Source organism: Xanthomonas sp. NCPPB 2864 (genome assembly GCF_056675615.1).
In genome coordinates this window covers 138,080-157,898 of the sequence record NZ_JBWWVS010000008.1, presented here as the reverse complement: position 1 = coordinate 157,898, position 19,819 = coordinate 138,080, and the positions used below count along the sequence as shown (strand labels likewise).

The window sequence follows — 19,819 nt, the reverse complement described above, 5'->3', positions numbered from 1 at the left end:
CCCGTGGCGCGCGGCCGTCACCACGGCCGACAGTCGAATGGGACTATCCTTACCGCCTGCCGACTGCCTTGCCGATGTCCCGCGTGTCCCGGCCTGCACTAGGCTTCCTACGGACCTGCGGAGAACACCCATGATCGATTTCAACCAGCTCGACGACCTCGCCCGCCGCCTCAGCGACCTGGTGCCGCCGGGCCTGCGCCAATCGCGCGAAGAACTGCAGAGCACCTTCAAGGGCGCGCTGCAGGCCGGCCTGGGCAAGCTGGACCTGGTCACCCGCGAAGAGTTCGACGTGCAGCGCGCGGTGCTGCTGCGCACGCGCGAGAAACTCGACGCGCTGGAGCAGGCCCTGGCCGCGCTGGAAGCCCGCGCGCCCGCGACGCCGCCCGCAGCGCCACCTGCCGCTCCCTGACCAGGGCCCTCCACCATGAGTCTGGCGCTGGTGCACAGCCGTGCCCGCGTGGGGGTGCATGCACCTGAGGTCCGGGTGGAGGTGCATCTCTCCGGCGGGCTTCCCTCCACCCAGATCGTGGGCCTGCCCGAGGCTGCGGTACGCGAATCGCGCGAACGCGTGCGTGCGGCGCTGCTGTGCGCACAATTCGAATTTCCCGCCCGGCGCATCACCATCAACCTGGCCCCGGCCGACTTACCGAAGGAAGGCGGCCGCTTCGACCTGCCGATCGCCCTCGGCATCCTGGCCGCCAGCGGGCAGATCGATCGTCAAACCCTTGCCGACTACGAGTTTCTCGGCGAGCTGGCGCTGACCGGCGAATTGCGCGGCGTCGATGGCGTGCTGCCGGCCGCCCTGGCTGCCGCGCAGGCCGGGCGACGGCTGATCGTGCCGCTAGTCAATGGTGCCGAAGCGGCTGTCGCCGGGCACGTCGAGGCCTTCACCGCGCGTACGCTGCTGGAAGTCTGCGCCGCGCTCAACGGCAGCCAACCGGCGCCAGCTGCCGAAGTGGCGGTTCCGGCGCTCGGCGCGCGCGCGCTGCCCGACATGGCCGATGTGCGCGGCCAGCCGCACGCGCGTCGCGCGCTGGAGATCGCCGCTGCCGGTGGTCACCATTTATTGCTGGTCGGCAGCCCTGGCTGCGGCAAGACCCTGCTCGCCTCGCGCCTGCCCGGCCTGTTGCCGGAATCCAGCGAGGCCGAGGCACTGGAAACCGCAGCCATTACCTCGGTCAGCGGCCGCGGGCTGGATCTTGCGCGCTGGCGGCAGCGGCCCTACCGGGCTCCGCACCATACTGCCAGCGCGGTCGCATTGGTCGGGGGCGGCACGCATCCGCGCCCGGGCGAGATCTCGCTGGCCCACAACGGCGTGCTGTTTCTGGACGAATTGCCCGAATGGCAACGGCAGACGCTGGAAGTGTTGCGCGAGCCCCTGGAATCCGGCCTGGTGACGATCTCGCGCGCCGCGCGCAGCGTGGATTTCCCCGCACGCTTCCAGCTGGTTGCTGCCATGAACCCATGCCCGTGCGGATGGGCCGGCGATGGTAGCGGGCGTTGCCGCTGCAGCAGCGACAGCATTCGCCGCTATCGCAGCCGCATCTCCGGCCCGTTGCTGGACCGGATCGACCTGCATGTCGAAGTGCCGCGACTGCCTCCGCAGGCCTTGCGTAGCGGCGATCCCGGCGAAGACAGCGCCAGCATGCGTGCCCGCGTGGTCGCCGCACGCCAACGGCAACTCGCGCGTGCCGGCGCACCCAACGCTCACCTGGATCAGGCACAGACCGATGACCACTGCCGCCTGGAAGGCGACGATCAGGTGCTGCTGGAACGCGCCATCGAACACCTGCAGCTCTCCGCACGCTCGATGCATCGCATCCTGCGCGTGGCCCGCACCATTGCCGATCTCGACGGCAGTGCGGCCATTGCCACCCGGCATCTGACCGAGGCCATTGGTTACCGCAAACTGGATCGCGCCATCGGCACGGCGAGCGCGGCGTAGCAGCGCCGATCCAAACGCCTCAACGTGGTGGCAGTGGTCCACCGTACGACGATGCCGCGCAGTTTCGTTAGGACGCTAAGGAATTCCAGACGGCAATGCGATCGATCGCTGTCTCCATCGAAGGGTTATCTGCTGCCGGTTCGTCGGCAGGGCGCGTACGCGTGCTTCCATCCGGCGGCACAGCATTCGCCGATACATCCACACGCTCTCTCCAGCGTCGCAACATCCATTTCATGGCGATGCACGTACAACGTCCGCCTTCCCATTGCGCAGAGGCCGTCATGAGCCGACTTCCCGACCTAGTCACCGTCCCGTCCCTGGATCTGAATCGTTATCTGGGCACCTGGTACGAAATCGCACGGCTGCCGATTCGCTTCGAGGATGCCGATTGCACCGATGTGTCGGCGCACTATTCGTTGCAGGACGATGGCACGGTGCGGGTGCAGAACCGCTGCCTGACCGCCGAGGGCGAGCTGGAAGAAGCGATCGGCGAAGCGCGCGCCATCGACGACAGCAATGCACGACTGGAGGTCACCTTCCTGCCCGAAGGCCTGCGCTGGATTCCGTTCACCAAAGGCGATTACTGGGTGATGCGCATCGATGCGGACTACACCGCCGCGCTGGTCGGCGGACCCGACCGCAAGTACCTGTGGCTGCTGGCAAGGCTGCCGCAACTGGACGAAAACACCACCCAGGCCTATCTGGCGCATGCGCGCGAGCAGGGCTTCGATCTGGCCCCGCTGATCCACACCCCGCACACCGGGCGACTGACCGAGCAGCCACTTCCCTGACAGCGACGCCAAGCCGACAAAGCAGCTTTCAACGTTTCTCGCTTGGGCACGCTTCCTCGGCCAGCGAATGGCTTGTGTCTTTGGGGATCGGGGTTGCGGATAGCTCGACCGTAGAGCCAGACCAACTCTAGAGCGGCTGATCTGTGGCCTGGCTGCAGGGCCCTTGCCCGCCCACCATCGCGGGACACGCTGCAAGTACATGCCTGTAGGCTCTTACGCGGCATCCGTGCCGCGTAAGGTCCCGCGACGTTAGGCAGGCAAGGACCAGTCGAGATGGTCGGTGTGCATGGGGCAAGCAGGGCAAGACATGGTTGGTCGGATCACTGCATGTGCCCCCGGCTTCCCATCCCAAGCCGCGCAGCACACAGGTGTTCAACGCGCAATCGACAAACGTCTCGTCTGCCCGCCACAAGCTCAGGAACACGCTTTGGAGAAAGCGGCCGACCAACTCGCTAGTGCGGGACCCCCGCCGGTTGCGGGACCCTTGGCGGCATCAATGCCGCCAGGGAGCCTATACGGACGGATTCACGGCGTGTCCCGCAAGCGGTGAGGGCGCCGCACCCTCGACCTACCCCCCTCGCCTATCTGATATTGGACGACTGGCGGCCGGACTGCAGCCCGACTCAACCGTCGAGCGCACCCAGATCCTTGGCCGCAGCCTGCGCGCCTTCCAGGCTGTCGAAGGCGACGCCGGTGTCGCCGACCACGTACTTGGTCAGCTCGCCATCGCGGGTGGTTTCCTGCATCTTGAAGATCGGCACTGCATCGGTGCCGCCGACGCGTTCTTTCTGCGTTGTCATGGTGATTCCTCCAGGGAGAGTGCCTTGCACGGGGCCGGGTGGCGCCGTGGCTCCCGCTTGGGAGCACAGACACTTCGACCCTAGCGCGCCGCCTGGTGCAGGCGCGTGAATCCGTCGACGAGGCCGATTGCCACACCTGCCGGCATCGTCGTTTGCAGAAAATCACGTCTGCTTCGCTCCGCGGACGCGCGCAACCCGCGCGTCTGTCGTACATTCGCGACGTGCAGCCTCATCAGTCCACCGTCACTGTCTCCAGCGTCCTCGCGCGGCACGTCCGCGTGCGGCACCGGCAGGCTGCGCCAGTGGCGGGGCGATACGCGTCAGCGTCGCTCTGCACGGGCTGTCGTGCGTGAGCACCCCTCCACGCAGATGTGGGTGGTGAGGTGAAGCGTCAACGCATCATCAGTCTGACCGTGCTGCTGGTATTGCTGGGCGCAATGCTTCCGATCAGCCTGTCCTACTATCTGGCATGGCGGCTGGCGCTGGACCGCGAGGAGAGCAAACTCGCGCAACTCGCGGCGCTGTCGATCCGGCGCACCGACACTGCCTTCGACGAGGCCCATGGCGCGCTCCTGAGTATGGGCGCATCGCAGCTGCCGCCCTGCTCGCAGTCGCATCTGGCGCAGATGCGCGCACTGGTACTGGCCAGTCACTACATCGTCGAACTCGGCTACATGCAGCAGGGCCGGTTGCGCTGTACCTCATGGGGGCCATCGCCGCAGGCGGTTGCGCACACCGCTGCCGACTTCGTGGTCAAGCGTGGCATTGCGGTCACCACGCGGCTGCGTCCGCTGGCCAATCCGCAACACCCGCTGATGGCCCTGCAACTGCGCGACTACAACGTCCTGATCAATCCGACCACGCTGACCGACATCAATCTGCCGCCCGGCCTGCAGTTGGCGATCGGCACGCCGGACGGACAGATACTGAGCAGTACCGGCACTGCCGCCGAGCGGCTGTTGATCGCAGCGCCGACCGACGCCTCCGGCACCCGCGCAGATGCCCAGGTGTTGTCCGGCCGCGACCGCCGCGGCGACTGGGCCGCGGTCGTCACCGAGCCGGCGGCCTATCTACGGGGGCCGCTGGCAGCCGCACGGCTGCAGGTGGTGCCGGTCGGCATTGCGCTGGCGCTGCTGTTGGTCAGCCTGGTGATCTGGGTGTCGCGGCGGCGGTTGTCGCCGCTGGCACGGCTGGAAATCGCCGTCCAGCGCAACGAGTTCGTCGTGCATTACCAGCCGATCATCGCGCTGGACACCGGTGCCTGCGTCGGTGCCGAGGCGCTGGTGCGCTGGCAGCAACCCGATGGCGTGCTGATCCCGCCCGATGCCTTCATCCCGCTGGCCGAAGAAAGCGGCTTGATCCTGCCGATCACCGACCTGGTGGTGGCCGAAGTCATCCGCGACCTCGGCCCCACCCTGGCGGCTGACCCCTCCCTGCACGTGGCCATCAATGTCTCTGCCGAGGACATCAAGAGCGGCCGTGTGCAGACCGTGCTTGCGCAGGCGCTGCACGGCACTAGTGTGGACAGCGGGCAGTTGTGGGTGGAGGCGACCGAACGCAGCCTGATGGACATCGAAGCGGCACGCACCACCATCACCCATTTGCGCGGTGCCGGCCACACGGTGTCGATCGACGACTTCGGCACCGGGTACTCGAGCCTGCAGTACCTGCAGGGATTGCCGCTGGATGCGCTGAAGATCGACAAGTCGTTCGTGGATACCATCGGCACCCATTCGGCCACCAGCGCGGTGACCTCGCACATCATCGACATGGCCAAGACGCTGCAGTTACGCACCATTGCCGAAGGCGTGGAACGGCAGGAGCAGTTGGACTACCTGCGCGCGCACGGCGTGGATCTGGCGCAGGGCTGGCTGTTCTCGCGCGCGCTGCCGGCTACCGGCTTCATCGCCTACCACGCACTGATGCGCGGCGCTGCGCACTGACCGGCGCCGGGACGGCGCCCTGCACTGACCTGGACCGTCAGGACGCGTAGTCGACCAACGGCCACGGCGATCCAGGCACCGCGATAAACGTTGTGCGCGCACGGCATGCTCGAATCGCAGCGCAGGTACTGATCTCGCCCGCACGCAAGCTCAAATTGCCCGAACGCGTGTTGCCCGAGCTGGCGCTACCGCTTTGCGTTCACCCCTGCCGCAAGCACCGATGCCGAGCACCCGGCAAGGTGCAATCTCGTGTGGCGATCCTGCAGGGACTGACTGCACCCAAAAAAAAGGCCGCCAATGGCGGCCCTTTCGATCAGGCGCCTTGCAAGGCGCCTTCGCGTTGGCGGCGTACCGGCTTGGGCCGGCTCGGGAACGCATGCCGCACGATCCGCCACATCACCTGGCCGAACTGACGCGGCAGCGAGCCGGTGTTGTAGTGCTGGCCGTAGCGCGCACAGACCTGCTTCACCTCGACCGCAATCTGCGCGTAGCGATTGGCCGGCAGGTCCGGATAGAAGTGATGCTCGATCTGGTGGCTCAGATTGCCCGACAGCACGTTCATCAGCTTGCCACCGGTGAGGTTCGAGGAACCCCGCAGCTGACGCAGATACCAATGGCCGCGCGACTCGTTGCGGATCGACTCCTTCGGGAACACTTCCGCATCGGCGGTGAAGTGGCCGCAGAAGATGATCACGAAGGTCCAGATGCTGCGCAGCACGTTGGCGGCCAGGTTGCCCAGCAGCACGGTCAGGAAGAACGGGCCGGCCAGCAGCGGGAACACGATGTAGTCCTTGAGCATCTGGCGGCCCATCTTGCGGCCGACCGGCAGGAACGAGGCGCGCAATTCGGCCGCCTTCATCTTGCCGGCGAACCAGCGGCCCAGGCGCAGGTCCTGGATGGCCACGCCCCATTCGAACAGCAGCGCAAAGAACACCGCCACGAACGGCTGCAGCAGGTAGAACGGGCGCCAGCGCTGTTCGGGGAAGATGCGCAGCAGGCCGTAGCCGATGTCGTCGTCCATGCCGCGCACGTTGGTATAGGTGTGGTGCTTGAAGTTGTGCGTCTTGCGCCAGTTGTCGCCGGTGGCAACGATGTCCCACTCGTAGGTGTTGCCGTTGAGCTGCGGGTCGCCCATCCAGTCGTACTGGCCGTGCATGACGTTGTGGCCCAGCTCCATGTTCTCCAGGATCTTGGACAGGGTCAGCAGCACCACGCCGGCGATCCAGGCCGGGATCAGCACGCTGTGCACGAACGCGCCCAGGAACAGCAGCGCGCGACCGGCCACGCCGGTCCAGCGCACCGCCGCCACGATGCGGCGGATGTAACGCGCATCGGCGGCGCCGACCTGGCTCTGCACGCGGGCGCGGATGGCATCGAGCTCGTCGCCGAAGGACTGCAGTTCGGCAGCGGACAGGGCGCGGTTATGGACTCGGCTCATGAAGATTCCTTACAGATCCAGGATCAGGTCAGTGCTCGGGGCACTGATGCACAGGCGGACCTGTGCGGTGGGTTCGTTGCTGCGCTCACCGGTCAACAGGTGGCGCGTGGTGCCGGACTGGCGCGCGCAGGCGCAGCTGTTGCAGATGCCCATGCGGCAGCCGTACTTCGGGCGCAGGCCTTGCGCTTCCAGCCCTTCCAGCAGCGACTGGCCGCGCGGCAGGCTGAGCGTACGGCCACTGCGTGACAGCTGGACCTGCACGTCACCGGTTTCGCCGTCTTCCAGCGTCGGCACGCTGAAGGCTTCGGCCTGGAACGCGGCCACGCGGCCCTGCAGGCGTGCACGCGCCGCCTGCACGAAACCGCCCGGCCCGCAGACCATGACGTGACGGCTGGAGAGATCGGCGATCTGCTGCAACGGATAGGTATCGATGCGCGCCGCCGGCGTGGCGCCTTCGCGGGTGGTCAGCAGCCGTACGCGCAAGCGCGGATGGGCGGCGGCCATCGCCTCGAATTCGTCGACGAAGCAGGCTTCGTCGCGCTGGCGCACCCAGTACAGCAGGTCCACGTCCATCGGCATGCCGGCCTGCGCGGCGGCCTGCAGCAGCGCGCGCATCGGGGTGATGCCCGAGCCGGCAGCAAGCAGCAACAGCGGCGTCGGGGTGGTCGGCAGCAGCATGTCGCCGAAGGCCGGATCCAGCGACACCACCGTCCCGATCGGCGCAGCGCCGGCCAGGTAGCGGCTGACCAGACCGCCCTCGATCGCCTTGACGGTGATCGCCAGGCGGCCATCGGCCAGCACGGTCGGGCTATAGCTGCGCAGCAGGCGGCGGCCGTCGATCTCCACGCCCAGGCTCACGTGCTGGCCGGCCTGCAGGCCCTGCCAGTGGCCATTGGGCCGCAGCACCAGGGTCACCGCGTCGCGGCTGGCGGCCGTGCGCGCGACCAGGCGGGCCATCGGCCGTTCCAGCGTCCACAGCGGGTTGAGCCGGGTCGCCCAGAAGTCGAACAGCTGCGGCGACACCAGCCGGCGCGCCAGACGCGTCGGCAATGGGGACTTGGACTTGGGAGGAGATGCCAGGTTCATGGATTGCACTATACGCATGCATGCACAGCCGTGTATACAGTTGTATATCGATCAGAGGAGCTATGATTCAGGCCCACGCCTAGCTGCTGCCTCATGACCTCCATCGCCCTGCCTTCCCAAGACGCGCCGCCGTCACGCAAGCCGGCGATTTCACGCGAGGACCTGATCGCCGCGGCGCTGTCGCTGATCGGACCGCATCGCAGCCTGTCCACGCTGAGCCTGCGCGAGGTGGCACGCGAAGCCGGCATCGCGCCGAACAGCTTCTACCGCCAGTTCCGCGACATGGACGAGCTGGCGGTGGCCTTGATCGATCTGGCCGGGCGTTCGTTGCGCACCATCATCGGCCAGGCCCGCCAGCGCGCCACCTCCACCGACCGCAGCGTCATCCGCGTGTCGGTCGAAGCCTTCATGGAGCAGCTGCGCGCCGACGACAAGTTGCTGCATGTGCTGCTGCGCGAAGGCGCGGTGGGCTCGGATGCATTCAAGCAGGCCGTGGAGCGCGAGCTCAGCTATTTCGAAGACGAGCTGCGGGTGGACCTGATTCGCCTGGCCGCCGCCGACAATGCCAAGCTGCATGCACCGGCGCTGGTGTCCAAGGCGATCACCCGGCTGGTATTTGCGATGGGCGCGGTGGCGATGGACTCGCCGCCGGAAAAAGATCCCGAGCTGATCGAACAGATCTCGCAGATGCTGCGCATGATCTTGACCGGCGCACGTACCTTGGGCACACACGGCGGGTGAGCGTGGTTGACGTTGGAAGCGGCGTGCCTGCCTCGCTTTCATCGATGATGCTCGAGCGTTGAGTGTTGAGGGCTGCAGCCCGGCTGGCTGCGGATGGATTGCATCGCACGTCTGCACTGTCATCGCGTCAATGACCTTGTGGTCATGCTGGCATCGTCCACCTGCGTTGCCGCGTCGAGCATCGTTCAAGCGCCCGTGCATCGACATGGCCGCAGGTACTGCGTTTCGCACAGCCAGCCAGAAATAGCGATCGCTGAAACATCTGTAGTGCCTGCTTTCGAAGGCATTTCGATGACCTGCGGGGCAATACGGCCGCATCTTCTGAAGGCCACCGCTTTGTAGAAATACGCTTGGCGTTATCGGCTGACCTCTTGGTACAGATTATCCGTACACACCAACCACGTAAGGCCATTCGATAAATCAATACACCTGCAGTGCAAGCTTGCTTGAGCGCGATATTGCAGGCTGGCGCCAGCGACCTCATCCATACCGACAGATGCACAGTTCAGTCTTGTCGCGACGGCACTCACGTCCAAGCACACGCGTTTCACTCCTCGCTGGCCAAGGTGGCGCCACGTTCGCGATCTGCTCGACAGACGCACCTACAGCCACCCCGGAGACGACATGAGCAACCACGATACCCCTCTCGACAAGCAGGAACGCAAGGCCGAAGCACAGGATTTGAATCGTGATCCGATCTCCGGCGCACCCGGTTCGCATCCGGTAGGCGTGGGTGTGGGCGGCGTTGCAGGCGGCGCTGCCGCAGGCGCGCTGGCCGGTACGGTGTTCGGCCCGCTGGGCACCCTGATCGGCGCTGCGGTGGGCGTGGTGGCCGGCGCTGCAGCCGGCAAGGGCGTGGCCGAGCGCCTGGACCCGACAGTGGAAACCGAATACTGGCGCCAGGAATATCAGAACCGTCCTTACTACAAGGAAGGCACCGATTACGACCGCGATTACGCCACCGTGTACGGCTTCGGCCTGCAGGCGCGCGAAACGCGCCCAACCAGCACCTGGGAAGAAACCGAAGCGACCCTGGCCGGCGAGTGGCCGCGCAATCGCGGCGAATCGCGGCTGGAATGGGAAGAAGCGCGCCTTGCTGCGCGCGATGCCTGGGAGCGCGCCGATCGCACCCATAGCGTCTATCGCGAGGGCGACACGCATTACGAAGGCCGCTTCGACAGCGCGAGCTATCGCGATGCCGAGTATTCCTATGACGATTATCGTCCGGCCTATCGTTATGGCATGCAGGCGCGTCAGCAACACGCCGGCCGCCAGTGGGACGACCATCTGGAACGCGACCTGGGCGACGGCTGGGACCGGTTCAAGTCCAACTCGCGCCTGAGCTGGGAAAAGGCCAAGCACGCAGTGCGCGAAGCCTTCGATTCCGAGCATCACGGTGATGCGGCACGTCGCAACCCGACCGACCCGCGCGTCTAAGCTCATACGGCCTGGCGCCGAGCCAGGTTGAAGTCTTGGAAGAAGAACGGGCTCCACGGGCCCGTTCTTCTTTGTGGAAAGCACTGCCATGCACGAGGCGTTCTAGCCAACGCGCGAATCAGCTGGAACTGTTCTCCACCGCACGGATATCGCCACGGAATTCATTCGTGCCCTGCCCCGGCGAGGAGAGCGCATCGCTCTGCTGCTTGAGCCTGTGCTTGCGCGCGGCCACCACTTCCTTGGCCAGGGCGATGCGCCGGCCGACCACCATCTCGGTCAGCCAGTCGATCAGCGTGCGCGTATATTCCTGCTGGTGTTCCTTGACGCTCAATGCGTGATCGGCACCGGCAATCACGCGCGCGCTCAGCGAGCGCGCATTGACGAAGGCATTGGCGTAGTTGCGCAATACCGGATGCGGCACGATCACATCGTGTTGCGCCTCCACCAACAGCACATCGCCTTTGTAATCGGCACAGGCGGCCAGGGCGATATTGTCGTCGGGGGTCAGCACGCGTTGCCGGTAGTCCATCAACTCCGGATCGGCGTTGAGGCTCACCTTGGGGTGATCCCAGTGCTCGTCCTTGTAGAGCGCGGGCGAGCGTAACGCCAGCCATTCCACCGGGCGTTCGCGCGTCAGCAATGCCGACAGGTAGCCGCCGTAACTGAGCCCGACCACCGCAATCGACTGCGGATCGACGTACGGCAGGCCAGCGAGCTGATCGTAGGCGGCCTTGATATCGTCCAGGTTCTGCGCGCGTGTCACGCTCTGGCGCATCGATGCATAGCCTTCGTGACCGCGCAGGTCGAAGGTCATGCAGATGCAGCCAAGGCCGACCGCTTCGCGCGCACGCACCAGGCTGTGATGCTGGCTGCCGCCCCAACCATGGACGAACAACACCGCGGGAATGCCGGTGGGCGTCAGCAAGGTGCCGCTGAGTTCGTCCTGGTCGACCGGGATCTGGATGCTGGAAAGTTTGGCTTCCATTATGGGGTGGATACCCTCCTGTATTTGAAGCGCGGACCCGGCCCGGCGCGCTCTGCGCGGTAGTAGATCTGCGCATCCGCGGGCGGTTCGCCCTGATAGATCTCATGCGTGGATGCGTGCACCCACTGCAAGCTGGCGTCATCCTGGAAGCTGGAGATCGCGGCAAGCTCGGCCGGTGTCGCGCCGCCGACCCGCCAGGATTGCTCCAGCACACCGCAGACCGGACCGGCCTGCCCGTCGTCGCCACTGACCACGTCGTAGTTGCGCCGCGAGATGTGCAACCCAGGATAGGCGGCGGTGATGAATCGATCGTATCTGCAGGCCTGCTCGACCACGCGCTGTTGCAGCGACGGAAGCGCGGTCGCGGCCAGTGCCTCGAGCGATCCGCGATACACATGCAGCGACGAGCCGCCGTAGACCTCTTCATCCTGCATGTTGCGCACGCTGCATTGCGTGCCGTAATAGGCAATCTGGACACCCGCAAGGCAGAGCTCGCCCACGCTATGCGTCACGGGCTGCAGGATGTTGCGCTCCAGCACCGCGCCATGCGTGCGCAAATAATGCTCCGGCAGGCTGTCCAGCACCTGCGCGAGGTGCGCTGCACCGGCGATACGCCATTGGCCGTTGCCACCCACGCCAGTCGGCAGCTTCAGTCGCACACCGCCATCCGGAAGCAGGAGCTCCAATGTACGCAGGGCATCGATGCGCGAAAATACCGTATAGCCCGCCAATGTGGCCGGAATCAGTGCAGTGGCCAGCGTCTGGTTCCATCCGGCGATGCTGGCTGCATGGTCGGCAATGAGCGGGTGGCCGATCACCTTGGTCGCCAGGAAGGCATGCGGCACGATGCCGCCCAGCAAATCCGCCGCGTCATCGATACCGAGTCCATGCGCCTGTTCCGAGGTCAAGGTCTCATCGGGCACATGAAACACGGTCTCAGGGACAGCATGCTTGAAGTCACCGGCGTGCCCTGCGCCGCGCACGCCCAGCAAGCGTGCGATTTCGCCGCAGACCCAGGCGTGCGTGGCACGCTCATGACCGTCCTCGGGCACCGGACGCGTGACATGCCCCACGACCCGGCAGTACTGCCTGTGCGCCATCACGTCTCCCCTCGCAGCGTCGAGCCGCGTGCCGTTGCTGGCTTGTTCAAACAGTTGAGACGCACGCGGGCATTGATGCAGCGCTATGCGATGCCCGGGAGAACCGGCTTATTTCAGCGTCAGATAGAACGCAAACACGATCGCAAGGACGACGATCAAGCTGATGGCGACACGTCCCCCTCGTAGCTCCACCAAGGCATGCCACCACACGCGTGCTTCGGAGGTACCGCTGGCGGCTTGCGGCTTACGGCTGCTTTCGCTGTCCTGCATCCTGAGTACTCTCATCTCCCTAAAGTCATCCCACATCCTAAGCATCAGACGTTACACAAGTGTGGAACGATTCAGAATCTTCCGTAAATTGCGGCATTGCGCAGGCGTTTTCTCGCTCATCAATGCAGCCACCAGCCGATACGCGATGGCAAGTCTCACACCTCGATTGCCGACATTGCAGCCAATGCAATCGATTGCTGGCTATTGCTCAGCACGACGCTACGGCTTCGATCACAACTGCAGTTCTCGCGAGACATTGCCTGCATACGTAGCGTGTAGAGGCGCAAATGCAAGCTGACCAGTTAAGCACGCACCACTGCAGTGCGTTGAATAGTCGGGTTCGATGATCATTCGTTGACACAGCCGCAGTTACCCTGCATGTCAAGTTTGTTTAACCCGGACCACGCGAAGTCATGAGCAGAGACCCATCCGTCATCGATGTACAAGCCGAAATCGCGCATTGGCAGGCGCGGCACGCGCAGGGCAACCTGGGTGCAGGCAAGTTCAGCGAATTGTCCCCGGTGGTGAAAATGGCCTGCGATATCTACCTGCAGGCACCGCGTTCGAGCGATCAGGAACGTCTGCGCCTGTTTCGCGACCGCCTGGAACATCACTTCATTTCATCCAGCACCCAGTCCAATTACGAGCAATTGGCCACCGACTGCTGGCAGCGGCTGGGTGCACGCAATAGTTGAGCAGTATGTATTGAGCAAGACCGTTACTCATTGGAGAGCATCATGAAAACCCCGTATCAAGTGCAGCAGGAGCTGGAACGATTGGAGCGGTTGGTTCCGCACATCGTCAGCGACCAGGGCGACCGCGCGGAGGACATCCTAGGCTTCCATGTCGCCAGCTTGTTGGGCAGTGCCCCGGCTAGCGAACACGCTTTGATTCGCGAGCGCACCGCACGCATGGCGCGCGTGTGCCGCACCGCACAGGACAGCGTGCGTCCGCCAGCCAGACCGTTGGGCCTTGGCGCAGCCGCCCAGGCGCAGCTGGCCTGACCGGCAGGCGCCGATCCACGCATCACCGGAGCCGCGTAGCGGCTCCTTTGCATTTCACCGTCGGCAGTATTGGCCGCATTCTTTTAGGACCTCCATGAAATCCCTTCTTGTCGCGACATCACTCCTTGCCGTGCTCTCCCTGACCGCCTGCGATCGCCCCGGCGGCGATGCCTCGCGGACTGCGCCGGCAGTATCGCCCGAACCGACTGCCGCACCGGTCAGCGGCACCGGCGCTGCCGAACTGGCCAAGGGCGATCCCGCCGTGCTCGGCGTGCTGGCGGCGCTGGATGAAAACGAGATCGCGCTGGCCAAGCAGGCCATCTCCCAGGATCTGGGCGGTGCGACCGACACCTTCGCCAAGCAGTTGCTGCACGACCACGAAGCCAACCTGGAAAAGAGCAAGGCACTGGGTGCCACCGACAGCCCGCGCGCCGATGCAATGCGCGCCAAGGGCAAGGCAGCGGTGGACGCACTGGCAAAGACAGCGACCCTGCCCGATGGCAAGGACGCCTACCGCAATGCCTTCCTGCGCACGATGGTCAGCGACCACGGCGACACCATCAAGATCATCGACGCCGAACTGCTGCCCGCCGCCGAAAGCGCGCCGGTCAAGCAGCATCTGGAAGAAAGCCGGCGCGTGGTGTCGGCGCACTTCGAGCGTGCCCACGCGGTGTCATCCTCGCGCTGAGCCTGTTGCAGCGTCTGCAAGCACCCAACGCGCCGGCCTGTCCGGCGCGTTGGCGTTTGGGCCTTGCTGGTCTTTACTGGTGGACGCGCGCTGCGCCCGGCCGCCGTCCTGGTGTCGCACACGGCCATCGCAGCGGGTGCAGCAGCGACTTCACTTTGCAGCAGGCAGCGCTGGCCTATCGTGCCGCATCGATTCGGCGCAGGAATGTCCCATGCAGTTGCTCATCACCGGCGGCACCGGGTTCATCGGCCAGGCCTTGTGTCCGGCACTGGTGCAGGCCGGGCACCAGGTCAGCGTGTTGACCCGCGACCTGCGGCGCGCAGCGCGTCGCCTGCCCGGCATGACCGTGGTGGACACGCTGGACGGGGTGCAGGCCGATGCGGTCATCAATCTGGCGGGCGAGCCGCTGGCGGCCGGCCGCTGGACCGATGCGCGCAAGCAGCGCTTCCGCGCATCGCGCCTGGGCATCACCGGCCAGCTGCATGCCTGGATCGCGCAGCAGCCGGCCGAACGGCGCCCGGCGGTGCTGATTTCCGGCTCGGCGGTAGGCTATTACGGCGAGCGGGGCGACAGCGTCCTGACCGAGGCGGACCACGCCGGCAACGATTTCTCTGCGCAGCTGTGCCGCGACTGGGAAGCCGAAGCGGCAAAGATCGGCGCACTCGGCCCGCGCGTGAGCTGGGTCCGCACCGGCATCGTGCTCGACCGCGACGGCGGCGCCCTGGCCCGCATGCTGCCGGCGTTCCGCTTCGGCGGCGGCGGCCCGTTCGGCGATGGCCGCCACTGGATGAGCTGGATCCACCGCGCCGACATGGTGGCCTTGCTGCTGTGGTTGCTGGAACACGGCCAGCCCGGCGCCTACAACGCCACCGCACCGACCCCGGTCACCAATGCCGAGTTCGCGCGCACCCTGGCCCACGTGCTGCATCGCCCGGCACTGCTGGCGCTGCCGGCCGGCCTGCTGCGGCTGGGCTTCGGCGAGATGGCCGAGCTGCTGCTGATCAGCCAGCGCGTGCTGCCGCAACGCGCGCTGGATGCCGGCTTCCGCTTCCAGTATGTCCATCTGGAAGCGGCGTTGCGCGCCATCCTGCAGCGCTAGCGCCTGCGTGGCCCTGGGGCCCTGCGCAATGGCAGGGCTGCCGGCCGCCTGTAACGGCACGGAGGGCCATGCACTAATATTTGCCTAACGACCATCTCCGACAGTGCTGCCGATCTCGGACTGGCCCTGGGCCCGGCGGAACACCTATGCACCTGCTGCTTGTCGAAGACGACACCATGCTGGCCAACGCGATCTGCGATGGCGTCCGCCAGCAGTCCTGGACCATCGACCACGTCGGCAGCGCCAATGCCGCCAAGACCGTGCTGGTGGACCACCGCTACACCGCGGTGCTGCTGGATATCGGCCTGCCGGGCGAGTCCGGGCTGACGGTGATCCGCTTCATGCGCGGCCATTACGACGCCACGCCGGTGATCGCACTGACCGCGCGCGGCCAGCTCACCGACCGCATCCGCGGCCTGGATGCCGGTGCCGACGACTATCTGGTCAAACCGTTCCAGTTCGACGAGCTGATGGCTCGGCTGCGTGCGATCACCCGGCGCAGCCAGGGACGCGTGGTGCCGCTGCTCACGCAGGGCGATGTCTGCGTGGACCCGAGCAGCCGCAAGGTCACCCGCGACGGCAAGTGGGTGGCGCTGAGCGCGCACGAATACCGCCTGCTGCTGGCGCTGATGGAACGCGCCGGGCGCGTGGTCACCAAGGATCAACTGGAAGAAGGCGTCTACGGCGGTCCGTCCGAAGGCGGCAGCAACATGATTGCGGTATACGTGCACCAGCTGCGCCGCAAGCTCGGCGACGAGCTGATCTCCACGGTGTATGGCCAGGGCTACATGGTCGGCAAGGCACCGGAATGAAATCGCTGCAGGCACGCATGCTGGCGGCGCTGGCCGCAATCGTGTTGTTGAGCTGGTCCACCTCGTTGTGGATCCTGGTCGCCCTGGTCACCCAGGGCCATCACAGCGTGTTCGAGCAGGAGCTCAACATGTTCGGCGACCAGTTGATCAGCGCCCTGCCCGATGCGCTGGAGCACCGCTTCGATACGCAAGCGGAGCCGCCGGCCGCGGTCGATACGCACACCCCGATCGGCAATGTGTCCTCGCGCATGAGCTTCAAGCAGACCTTGATTGCGATGGTGCTCAACACCTTGCAACTGGGGGTATTGGGCGTGCTGGTGTGGTGGGCGGTCCGCACCTCGCTCGCACCGCTGCGCGCCATCTCCGGCGCCATCGCGCAACGCACCGGGCTGGAAACCGAACCGGTGCCGCTGGCGCAGGTGCCGGACGAGATTCGCCCGCTGATCGGCTCCTTCAATTCGCTGCTGGCCCGCGTGGAAAAGACCGTGCAGGCCGAGCGCGATTTCGTGGCAGACGCCGCGCACGAACTGCGCACCCCGCTGTCTGCGCTGCATGCCTACGCCGAGGTCGCGCTGCGCGCACCCACGCTGGAGGCCAAGGACGCGGCGCTGCAGCAGCTGCTGGAAACCGCGCGCCGCAGCAATCGGCTGGCCGAGCAATTGCTGGATCTGGCACGGCTGGATGCAGGCATCAGTTCGGCGGCGTACCAGCAGGTGGACATGGGCGAGCTGATCTCGCATGTGCTGGACGAATTCAGCGTGCAGGCCGAGGCCCGCCACGTCAATCTGCAGGTGGAAGCATCGCCGTGCCTGCTGCGTTGCGACGTGGATGCGGTGGGCATCCTGATCCGCAACCTGGTCGACAACGCCATCCGCTATGGCCGGCCTCATGGCATGGTGGAAGTGAGTTGCGGCTACTGCCTGCGCGCCGATGCGCTGCATCCGTTCGTGCAGGTCAGCGATGACGGCCCGGGCGTGCCGGAGAGTGCCCACGCGTCCATCTTCGAACGCTTCTACCGGGTTGCCGGCAGCCAGGTGCAGGGCAGCGGGATCGGGCTGTCGCTGGTGGCCGGCATCGCGCGCCTGCACGAAGCCAGCATCGAAACCTGCGAAGGCCACGAGGGCCGCGGCCTGTGCGTGCGCGTGGTGTTCGCCAGCGAGGGCGTGCGCCGCACCGGCTGAACGCAGGTGGCGCGTGGCGATCGCCCAGCGCCCAACCCAATAAGTTTCCAACACCCGCTGCCTACAGTGCACTCACCGCACGCATCCAGGATGCATGGTGATGTTTCACTCGATCCGTTCCACCCCGCTCTCTCCCGCCGCCATCGCGCTGCTGGCACCGCATACGGCTGCCAACGACAGCGTTGCCCCTGCCCCGGTCGCCGATGTCCTACTGCTGGACTTTCGCTGTGGCCGCACCGGCACGCGCAATCGCGACATCTGGAGCGAACTGCCGGATATCCGCAGCGCGCGTCAGGCGCGCCGGCTGCAGCAGTGGGCCAAGAGCGGGGTGTTGTTCACTGCCGCCGCCGTGGTGTTTGCGCTGGCGGTGGCCAGCTATCTGATGCATTGAGCGCGCGGCCCCGTTCGCGCGTGCTTGCCCCTATCTGCTTCCTCTCCAGGTATTTGCCCATGTCGTTGCATTCCCTTGTCCGTTGCTGCGCGCTGCTGGTTGTCGGCGTGACGCTGATCGGTTGTGCCAGTACGCGCCCGATGCCGTACAGCCAGCTGCCGTCTTCAAGCTATCTGCGTCCGCACGATGGCAGCCGTGGTGACCGCATGCCATACGCCTACCAGGGCGAGGTGGATTGGACGCGCTACCGCGCCGCACTGATCGAGCCGGTCAGCATCTATCGCGGTCCTGACGCGCAATTCGAAGACGTGCCCGAGCAGGACAAACGCATGCTCGCCGATTACATGCAACAGGAGTTCGGCAATGCGATCGGGCAGCGTTGGCAGCGCGCGACGGTGGCCGGTCGCGACACCTTGCGCGTGCGCATCAGCCTGACCGGTGCCAAGCCCAGCAAGCGGGTGCTGGGCACCTTCATGAAGGTGGATCTGGGTGGCGGTTCCTATAACGCGGTGCAGGCCGCACGCGGCAAGGAAGGCGCGTTTTCCGGCTCGGTCAGCTACGCGGTGGAAATCTTCGACGCGCAGAGCAACCGCCTGCTCGCCGCCTATGTCGAAAAACAGTATCCGAGCGCAATGAACATCAAGGCCAGCCTGGGCGCCTACGACGCCGCCAAGGCAGGTATTCGCAAGGGCGCCGAGCAGTTGGTCAAGGGAATGGAGTAGCTGGGATTCGGGATTCGGGATTCGGGATTCGGGATTCGGGATTCGGGATTCGGGATTCGGGAATCGGGAATCGGGAATCGGATTAGCGGAAGCGATGGCTTCCAGTTTCCTTCTCCCATCGGGAGGAGGTGCTCCGCAGGGGCGGATGAGGGTACGGGCGAAGCCTCGCGACGACATGCGGCTTCGTCGGTTTCACGCTACCGCCGCTGCACACCCAACCCATTCTTGCAGCGCAGGCGCTCAAGGACGCGCGCCCATGGCGTGCAAGCCGTACCTTCTCGCTCCGTGAGGAGCGTGGCTTGATGTCCCGCATCTGGCGAGCGGTGCGGACAGATGCCCATCCGGTTCAAATGTCAGATCCAGTCACTTGCCCGATCACATGAGCGCAGCAAGCAAGGGACCGCCTCGTTAACGGTCACACCACAGAAAAGGCCGGCGCTGTACAGACAGCGCCGGCCTTTGTCAGTCTGCACGGCCAACGCGTCGTCAGCGTGCAATGCCATCTCGGCGTTGCAGCATCAACGCGTCACGCGCTTGGCCACTTTCTTGCCAACCGCCTTGCGGGCGGCGGTGGTCTTGGCCACGGCGCGCGTAGCCGGGGTCTTGGTGACCTTGGCAGCCTTCTTCAGGGTGGTCTTGGTCACCGCCTTCTTGAGCGGGGCCTTTTTCACTGCTGCCTGTTTGGTGGCGGTCTGCTTGGCCACCGGTGCCTTCTTGGCGGCGGGCTTGACGATGGTCTTGGCGACCGGCTTCTTGACCGGGGCCGCCTTGGCCGCAGCCTTCTTCGCTGCCGCACGCGCGCCCACCGTGGCCACTGCGCTCTTGCGCGCTGCGCTCTTGGCCGCGGTCTTGGCACTCAGTGCTGCGGCTTCGGCCTTGGCATTGGCCTTGGCGGTTTCCAGCTTCTGCTTGGCGCTGGCCTTGGTGTTGGCCAGTTTCTTCTTGGCAGCATCGGTGGTGCTGCTCAGCTTCTGCTTGGCGGCATCCTTGGTAGATGCAAGCTTCTGCTTGGCAGCGTCCTTGGTGGCGGTCAACTTGTCCTTGGCGGCCTCCTTGCCCGACACCAGCGAGCGCTTGGTCTTGGCCACGCTGCGCTTGACCGCGGTGGCTGCATCGCCAGCCCTTTCGACGACGCGCTGTTCGACCTTGACCACGGCCTTGCGGGCCTTGGCGACGCGGGTCTTGGCCTCTGCCACCGCCGTGCCGGCCGCGTCCTGCACGCTGGCCACCGCGTCGCTGGTGGTGCTGGCGATGGTCTCGCCCAGTTCGGTGGCAGTGCTCTTGACGCTATCGACAGCCTCGGACAGGGTTGCCGTCACACCATTGCCGTTGCTCATAGGACCCTCCTTAAGGGCATCAGTGCTGAAAACGCGGGCGATGCGCAGC

Annotated in this window: 21 protein-coding genes; 14 read left to right on the top strand and 7 right to left on the bottom strand. The window is 65.7% G+C overall.

Annotated features, from left to right (window positions below; translation table 11 throughout):
* Positions 1 to 130 precede the first annotated feature (130 nt).
* The 3 genes from ubiK (at position 131) to AC1KVE_RS16610 (ending at position 2,736) form a co-directional block, all read left to right on the top strand.
* Positions 131 to 409: a ubiquinone biosynthesis accessory factor UbiK gene (gene ubiK / locus AC1KVE_RS16620; protein WP_481092652.1), complete on the top strand. Its 279-nt coding sequence runs from the start codon at positions 131 to 133 to the stop codon at positions 407 to 409.
* A gap of 15 nt (positions 410 to 424) precedes the next feature.
* Entirely contained in the window at positions 425 to 1,945 is a 1,521-nt protein-coding gene (locus AC1KVE_RS16615; protein ID WP_481092651.1) for a YifB family Mg chelatase-like AAA ATPase, read from the top strand.
* Positions 1,946 to 2,226: 281 nt separating this feature from the next.
* Positions 2,227 to 2,736 (top strand): lipocalin family protein, encoded by a 510-nt coding sequence (locus tag AC1KVE_RS16610; protein ID WP_046344852.1) that lies wholly within the window; start codon positions 2,227 to 2,229, stop codon positions 2,734 to 2,736.
* Positions 2,737 to 3,359: 623 nt separating this feature from the next.
* Here AC1KVE_RS16610 and AC1KVE_RS16605 read toward each other — a convergent pair.
* Complete coding sequence (locus tag AC1KVE_RS16605; RefSeq protein ID WP_046344854.1) at positions 3,360 to 3,536, bottom strand: hypothetical protein; 177 nt, start codon at positions 3,534 to 3,536, stop codon at positions 3,360 to 3,362.
* Between the two features lie 383 nt (positions 3,537 to 3,919).
* Here AC1KVE_RS16605 and AC1KVE_RS16600 point away from each other — a divergent pair, with 383 nt between their 5' ends.
* Entirely contained in the window at positions 3,920 to 5,479 is a 1,560-nt protein-coding gene (locus AC1KVE_RS16600) for an EAL domain-containing protein (protein ID WP_481092650.1), read from the top strand.
* A gap of 313 nt (positions 5,480 to 5,792) precedes the next feature.
* Here AC1KVE_RS16600 and AC1KVE_RS16595 read toward each other — a convergent pair whose 3' ends face one another.
* Positions 5,793 to 6,917: a fatty acid desaturase family protein gene (locus AC1KVE_RS16595; RefSeq protein ID WP_215825015.1), complete on the bottom strand. Its 1,125-nt coding sequence runs from the start codon at positions 6,915 to 6,917 to the stop codon at positions 5,793 to 5,795.
* Positions 6,918 to 6,926: 9 nt separating this feature from the next.
* On the bottom strand, positions 6,927 to 8,003 hold the full coding sequence (locus AC1KVE_RS16590) for a ferredoxin reductase (protein ID WP_054591258.1): 1,077 nt from the start codon (positions 8,001 to 8,003) through the stop codon (positions 6,927 to 6,929).
* A 93-nt stretch (positions 8,004 to 8,096) separates the two neighbouring features.
* Here AC1KVE_RS16590 and fabR point away from each other — a divergent pair, with 93 nt between their 5' ends.
* Both fabR and AC1KVE_RS16580 read left to right on the top strand, forming a co-directional pair.
* The gene (gene fabR / locus AC1KVE_RS16585; protein ID WP_016902665.1) at positions 8,097 to 8,744 is read left to right on the top strand and encodes an HTH-type transcriptional repressor FabR; all 648 of its coding nucleotides are present in this window, start codon (positions 8,097 to 8,099) and stop codon (positions 8,742 to 8,744) included.
* Positions 8,745 to 9,368: 624 nt separating this feature from the next.
* Positions 9,369 to 10,181, top strand: coding sequence for a hypothetical protein (locus tag AC1KVE_RS16580; protein WP_102251070.1), 813 nt, complete (start codon positions 9,369 to 9,371; stop codon positions 10,179 to 10,181).
* Between the two features lie 118 nt (positions 10,182 to 10,299).
* Here AC1KVE_RS16580 and AC1KVE_RS16575 read toward each other — a convergent pair whose 3' ends face one another.
* The 3 genes from AC1KVE_RS16575 to AC1KVE_RS16565 all read right to left on the bottom strand — a co-directional run bounded on the left by AC1KVE_RS16575 (position 10,300) and on the right by AC1KVE_RS16565 (position 12,551).
* Complete coding sequence (locus AC1KVE_RS16575) at positions 10,300 to 11,166, bottom strand: alpha/beta hydrolase family protein (RefSeq protein ID WP_046344865.1); 867 nt, start codon at positions 11,164 to 11,166, stop codon at positions 10,300 to 10,302.
* Positions 11,166 to 12,266, bottom strand: a complete 1,101-nt coding sequence (locus tag AC1KVE_RS16570) for a DUF3182 family protein (RefSeq protein WP_481092649.1) — start codon at positions 12,264 to 12,266, stop codon at positions 11,166 to 11,168. The genes AC1KVE_RS16575 and AC1KVE_RS16570 overlap by 1 nt, the downstream gene beginning before the upstream one ends.
* Positions 12,267 to 12,374: 108 nt before the next feature.
* Positions 12,375 to 12,551 (bottom strand): hypothetical protein, encoded by a 177-nt coding sequence (locus tag AC1KVE_RS16565; RefSeq protein ID WP_158506677.1) that lies wholly within the window; start codon positions 12,549 to 12,551, stop codon positions 12,375 to 12,377.
* 398 nt (positions 12,552 to 12,949) lie between these two features.
* Between AC1KVE_RS16565 and AC1KVE_RS16560 the strand changes: the two genes are divergently transcribed.
* From AC1KVE_RS16560 to AC1KVE_RS16525, 8 genes are all read left to right on the top strand, one after another.
* Positions 12,950 to 13,231: a hypothetical protein gene (locus AC1KVE_RS16560; protein WP_003486531.1), complete on the top strand. Its 282-nt coding sequence runs from the start codon at positions 12,950 to 12,952 to the stop codon at positions 13,229 to 13,231.
* A 42-nt stretch (positions 13,232 to 13,273) separates the two neighbouring features.
* Entirely contained in the window at positions 13,274 to 13,540 is a 267-nt protein-coding gene (locus tag AC1KVE_RS16555; protein ID WP_065033478.1) for a hypothetical protein, read from the top strand.
* Positions 13,541 to 13,634: 94 nt separating this feature from the next.
* Positions 13,635 to 14,228 (top strand): DUF4142 domain-containing protein, encoded by a 594-nt coding sequence (locus tag AC1KVE_RS16550; RefSeq protein ID WP_024939702.1) that lies wholly within the window; start codon positions 13,635 to 13,637, stop codon positions 14,226 to 14,228.
* A 211-nt stretch (positions 14,229 to 14,439) separates the two neighbouring features.
* Positions 14,440 to 15,327, top strand: a complete 888-nt coding sequence (locus tag AC1KVE_RS16545) for a TIGR01777 family oxidoreductase (protein ID WP_481092648.1) — start codon at positions 14,440 to 14,442, stop codon at positions 15,325 to 15,327.
* 146 nt (positions 15,328 to 15,473) lie between these two features.
* Complete coding sequence (locus tag AC1KVE_RS16540) at positions 15,474 to 16,139, top strand: response regulator transcription factor (protein ID WP_016902656.1); 666 nt, start codon at positions 15,474 to 15,476, stop codon at positions 16,137 to 16,139.
* Entirely contained in the window at positions 16,136 to 17,320 is a 1,185-nt protein-coding gene (locus AC1KVE_RS16535) for an ATP-binding protein (RefSeq protein WP_481092647.1), read from the top strand. Before AC1KVE_RS16540 ends, AC1KVE_RS16535 begins: the two co-directional genes overlap by 4 nt.
* 100 nt (positions 17,321 to 17,420) lie before the next feature.
* Positions 17,421 to 17,711, top strand: coding sequence for a hypothetical protein (locus AC1KVE_RS16530; RefSeq protein WP_102257208.1), 291 nt, complete (start codon positions 17,421 to 17,423; stop codon positions 17,709 to 17,711).
* A gap of 59 nt (positions 17,712 to 17,770) precedes the next feature.
* Positions 17,771 to 18,433 (top strand): DUF3313 domain-containing protein, encoded by a 663-nt coding sequence (locus AC1KVE_RS16525; protein ID WP_104577283.1) that lies wholly within the window; start codon positions 17,771 to 17,773, stop codon positions 18,431 to 18,433.
* A gap of 518 nt (positions 18,434 to 18,951) precedes the next feature.
* Here AC1KVE_RS16525 and AC1KVE_RS16520 read toward each other — a convergent pair.
* Complete coding sequence (locus tag AC1KVE_RS16520; protein ID WP_184458435.1) at positions 18,952 to 19,770, bottom strand: histidine biosynthesis protein HisIE; 819 nt, start codon at positions 19,768 to 19,770, stop codon at positions 18,952 to 18,954.
* Between the last annotated feature and the right edge of the window lie 49 nt (positions 19,771 to 19,819).

What these genes read in the sequence shown, in the direction of transcription:
- ubiK (WP_481092652.1), top strand. Translation starts at nt 131, where the DNA reads ATGATCGATTTCAACCAGCTCGACGACCTCGCCCGCCGCCTCAGCGAC.
- AC1KVE_RS16615 (WP_481092651.1), top strand. Translation starts at nt 425, where the DNA reads ATGAGTCTGGCGCTGGTGCACAGCCGTGCCCGCGTGGGGGTGCATGCA.
- AC1KVE_RS16610 (WP_046344852.1), top strand. Translation starts at nt 2,227, where the DNA reads ATGAGCCGACTTCCCGACCTAGTCACCGTCCCGTCCCTGGATCTGAAT.
- AC1KVE_RS16605 (WP_046344854.1), bottom strand. Translation starts at nt 3,536, where the DNA reads ATGACAACGCAGAAAGAACGCGTCGGCGGCACCGATGCAGTGCCGATC.
- AC1KVE_RS16595 (WP_215825015.1), bottom strand. Translation starts at nt 6,917, where the DNA reads ATGAGCCGAGTCCATAACCGCGCCCTGTCCGCTGCCGAACTGCAGTCC.
- AC1KVE_RS16590 (WP_054591258.1), bottom strand. Translation starts at nt 8,003, where the DNA reads ATGAACCTGGCATCTCCTCCCAAGTCCAAGTCCCCATTGCCGACGCGT.
- fabR (WP_016902665.1), top strand. Translation starts at nt 8,097, where the DNA reads ATGACCTCCATCGCCCTGCCTTCCCAAGACGCGCCGCCGTCACGCAAG.
- AC1KVE_RS16580 (WP_102251070.1), top strand. Translation starts at nt 9,369, where the DNA reads ATGAGCAACCACGATACCCCTCTCGACAAGCAGGAACGCAAGGCCGAA.
- AC1KVE_RS16575 (WP_046344865.1), bottom strand. Translation starts at nt 11,166, where the DNA reads ATGGAAGCCAAACTTTCCAGCATCCAGATCCCGGTCGACCAGGACGAA.
- AC1KVE_RS16570 (WP_481092649.1), bottom strand. Translation starts at nt 12,266, where the DNA reads ATGGCGCACAGGCAGTACTGCCGGGTCGTGGGGCATGTCACGCGTCCG.
- AC1KVE_RS16565 (WP_158506677.1), bottom strand. Translation starts at nt 12,551, where the DNA reads ATGAGAGTACTCAGGATGCAGGACAGCGAAAGCAGCCGTAAGCCGCAA.
- AC1KVE_RS16560 (WP_003486531.1), top strand. Translation starts at nt 12,950, where the DNA reads ATGAGCAGAGACCCATCCGTCATCGATGTACAAGCCGAAATCGCGCAT.
- AC1KVE_RS16555 (WP_065033478.1), top strand. Translation starts at nt 13,274, where the DNA reads ATGAAAACCCCGTATCAAGTGCAGCAGGAGCTGGAACGATTGGAGCGG.
- AC1KVE_RS16550 (WP_024939702.1), top strand. Translation starts at nt 13,635, where the DNA reads ATGAAATCCCTTCTTGTCGCGACATCACTCCTTGCCGTGCTCTCCCTG.
- AC1KVE_RS16545 (WP_481092648.1), top strand. Translation starts at nt 14,440, where the DNA reads ATGCAGTTGCTCATCACCGGCGGCACCGGGTTCATCGGCCAGGCCTTG.
- AC1KVE_RS16540 (WP_016902656.1), top strand. Translation starts at nt 15,474, where the DNA reads ATGCACCTGCTGCTTGTCGAAGACGACACCATGCTGGCCAACGCGATC.
- AC1KVE_RS16535 (WP_481092647.1), top strand. Translation starts at nt 16,136, where the DNA reads ATGAAATCGCTGCAGGCACGCATGCTGGCGGCGCTGGCCGCAATCGTG.
- AC1KVE_RS16530 (WP_102257208.1), top strand. Translation starts at nt 17,421, where the DNA reads ATGTTTCACTCGATCCGTTCCACCCCGCTCTCTCCCGCCGCCATCGCG.
- AC1KVE_RS16525 (WP_104577283.1), top strand. Translation starts at nt 17,771, where the DNA reads ATGTCGTTGCATTCCCTTGTCCGTTGCTGCGCGCTGCTGGTTGTCGGC.
- AC1KVE_RS16520 (WP_184458435.1), bottom strand. Translation starts at nt 19,770, where the DNA reads ATGAGCAACGGCAATGGTGTGACGGCAACCCTGTCCGAGGCTGTCGAT.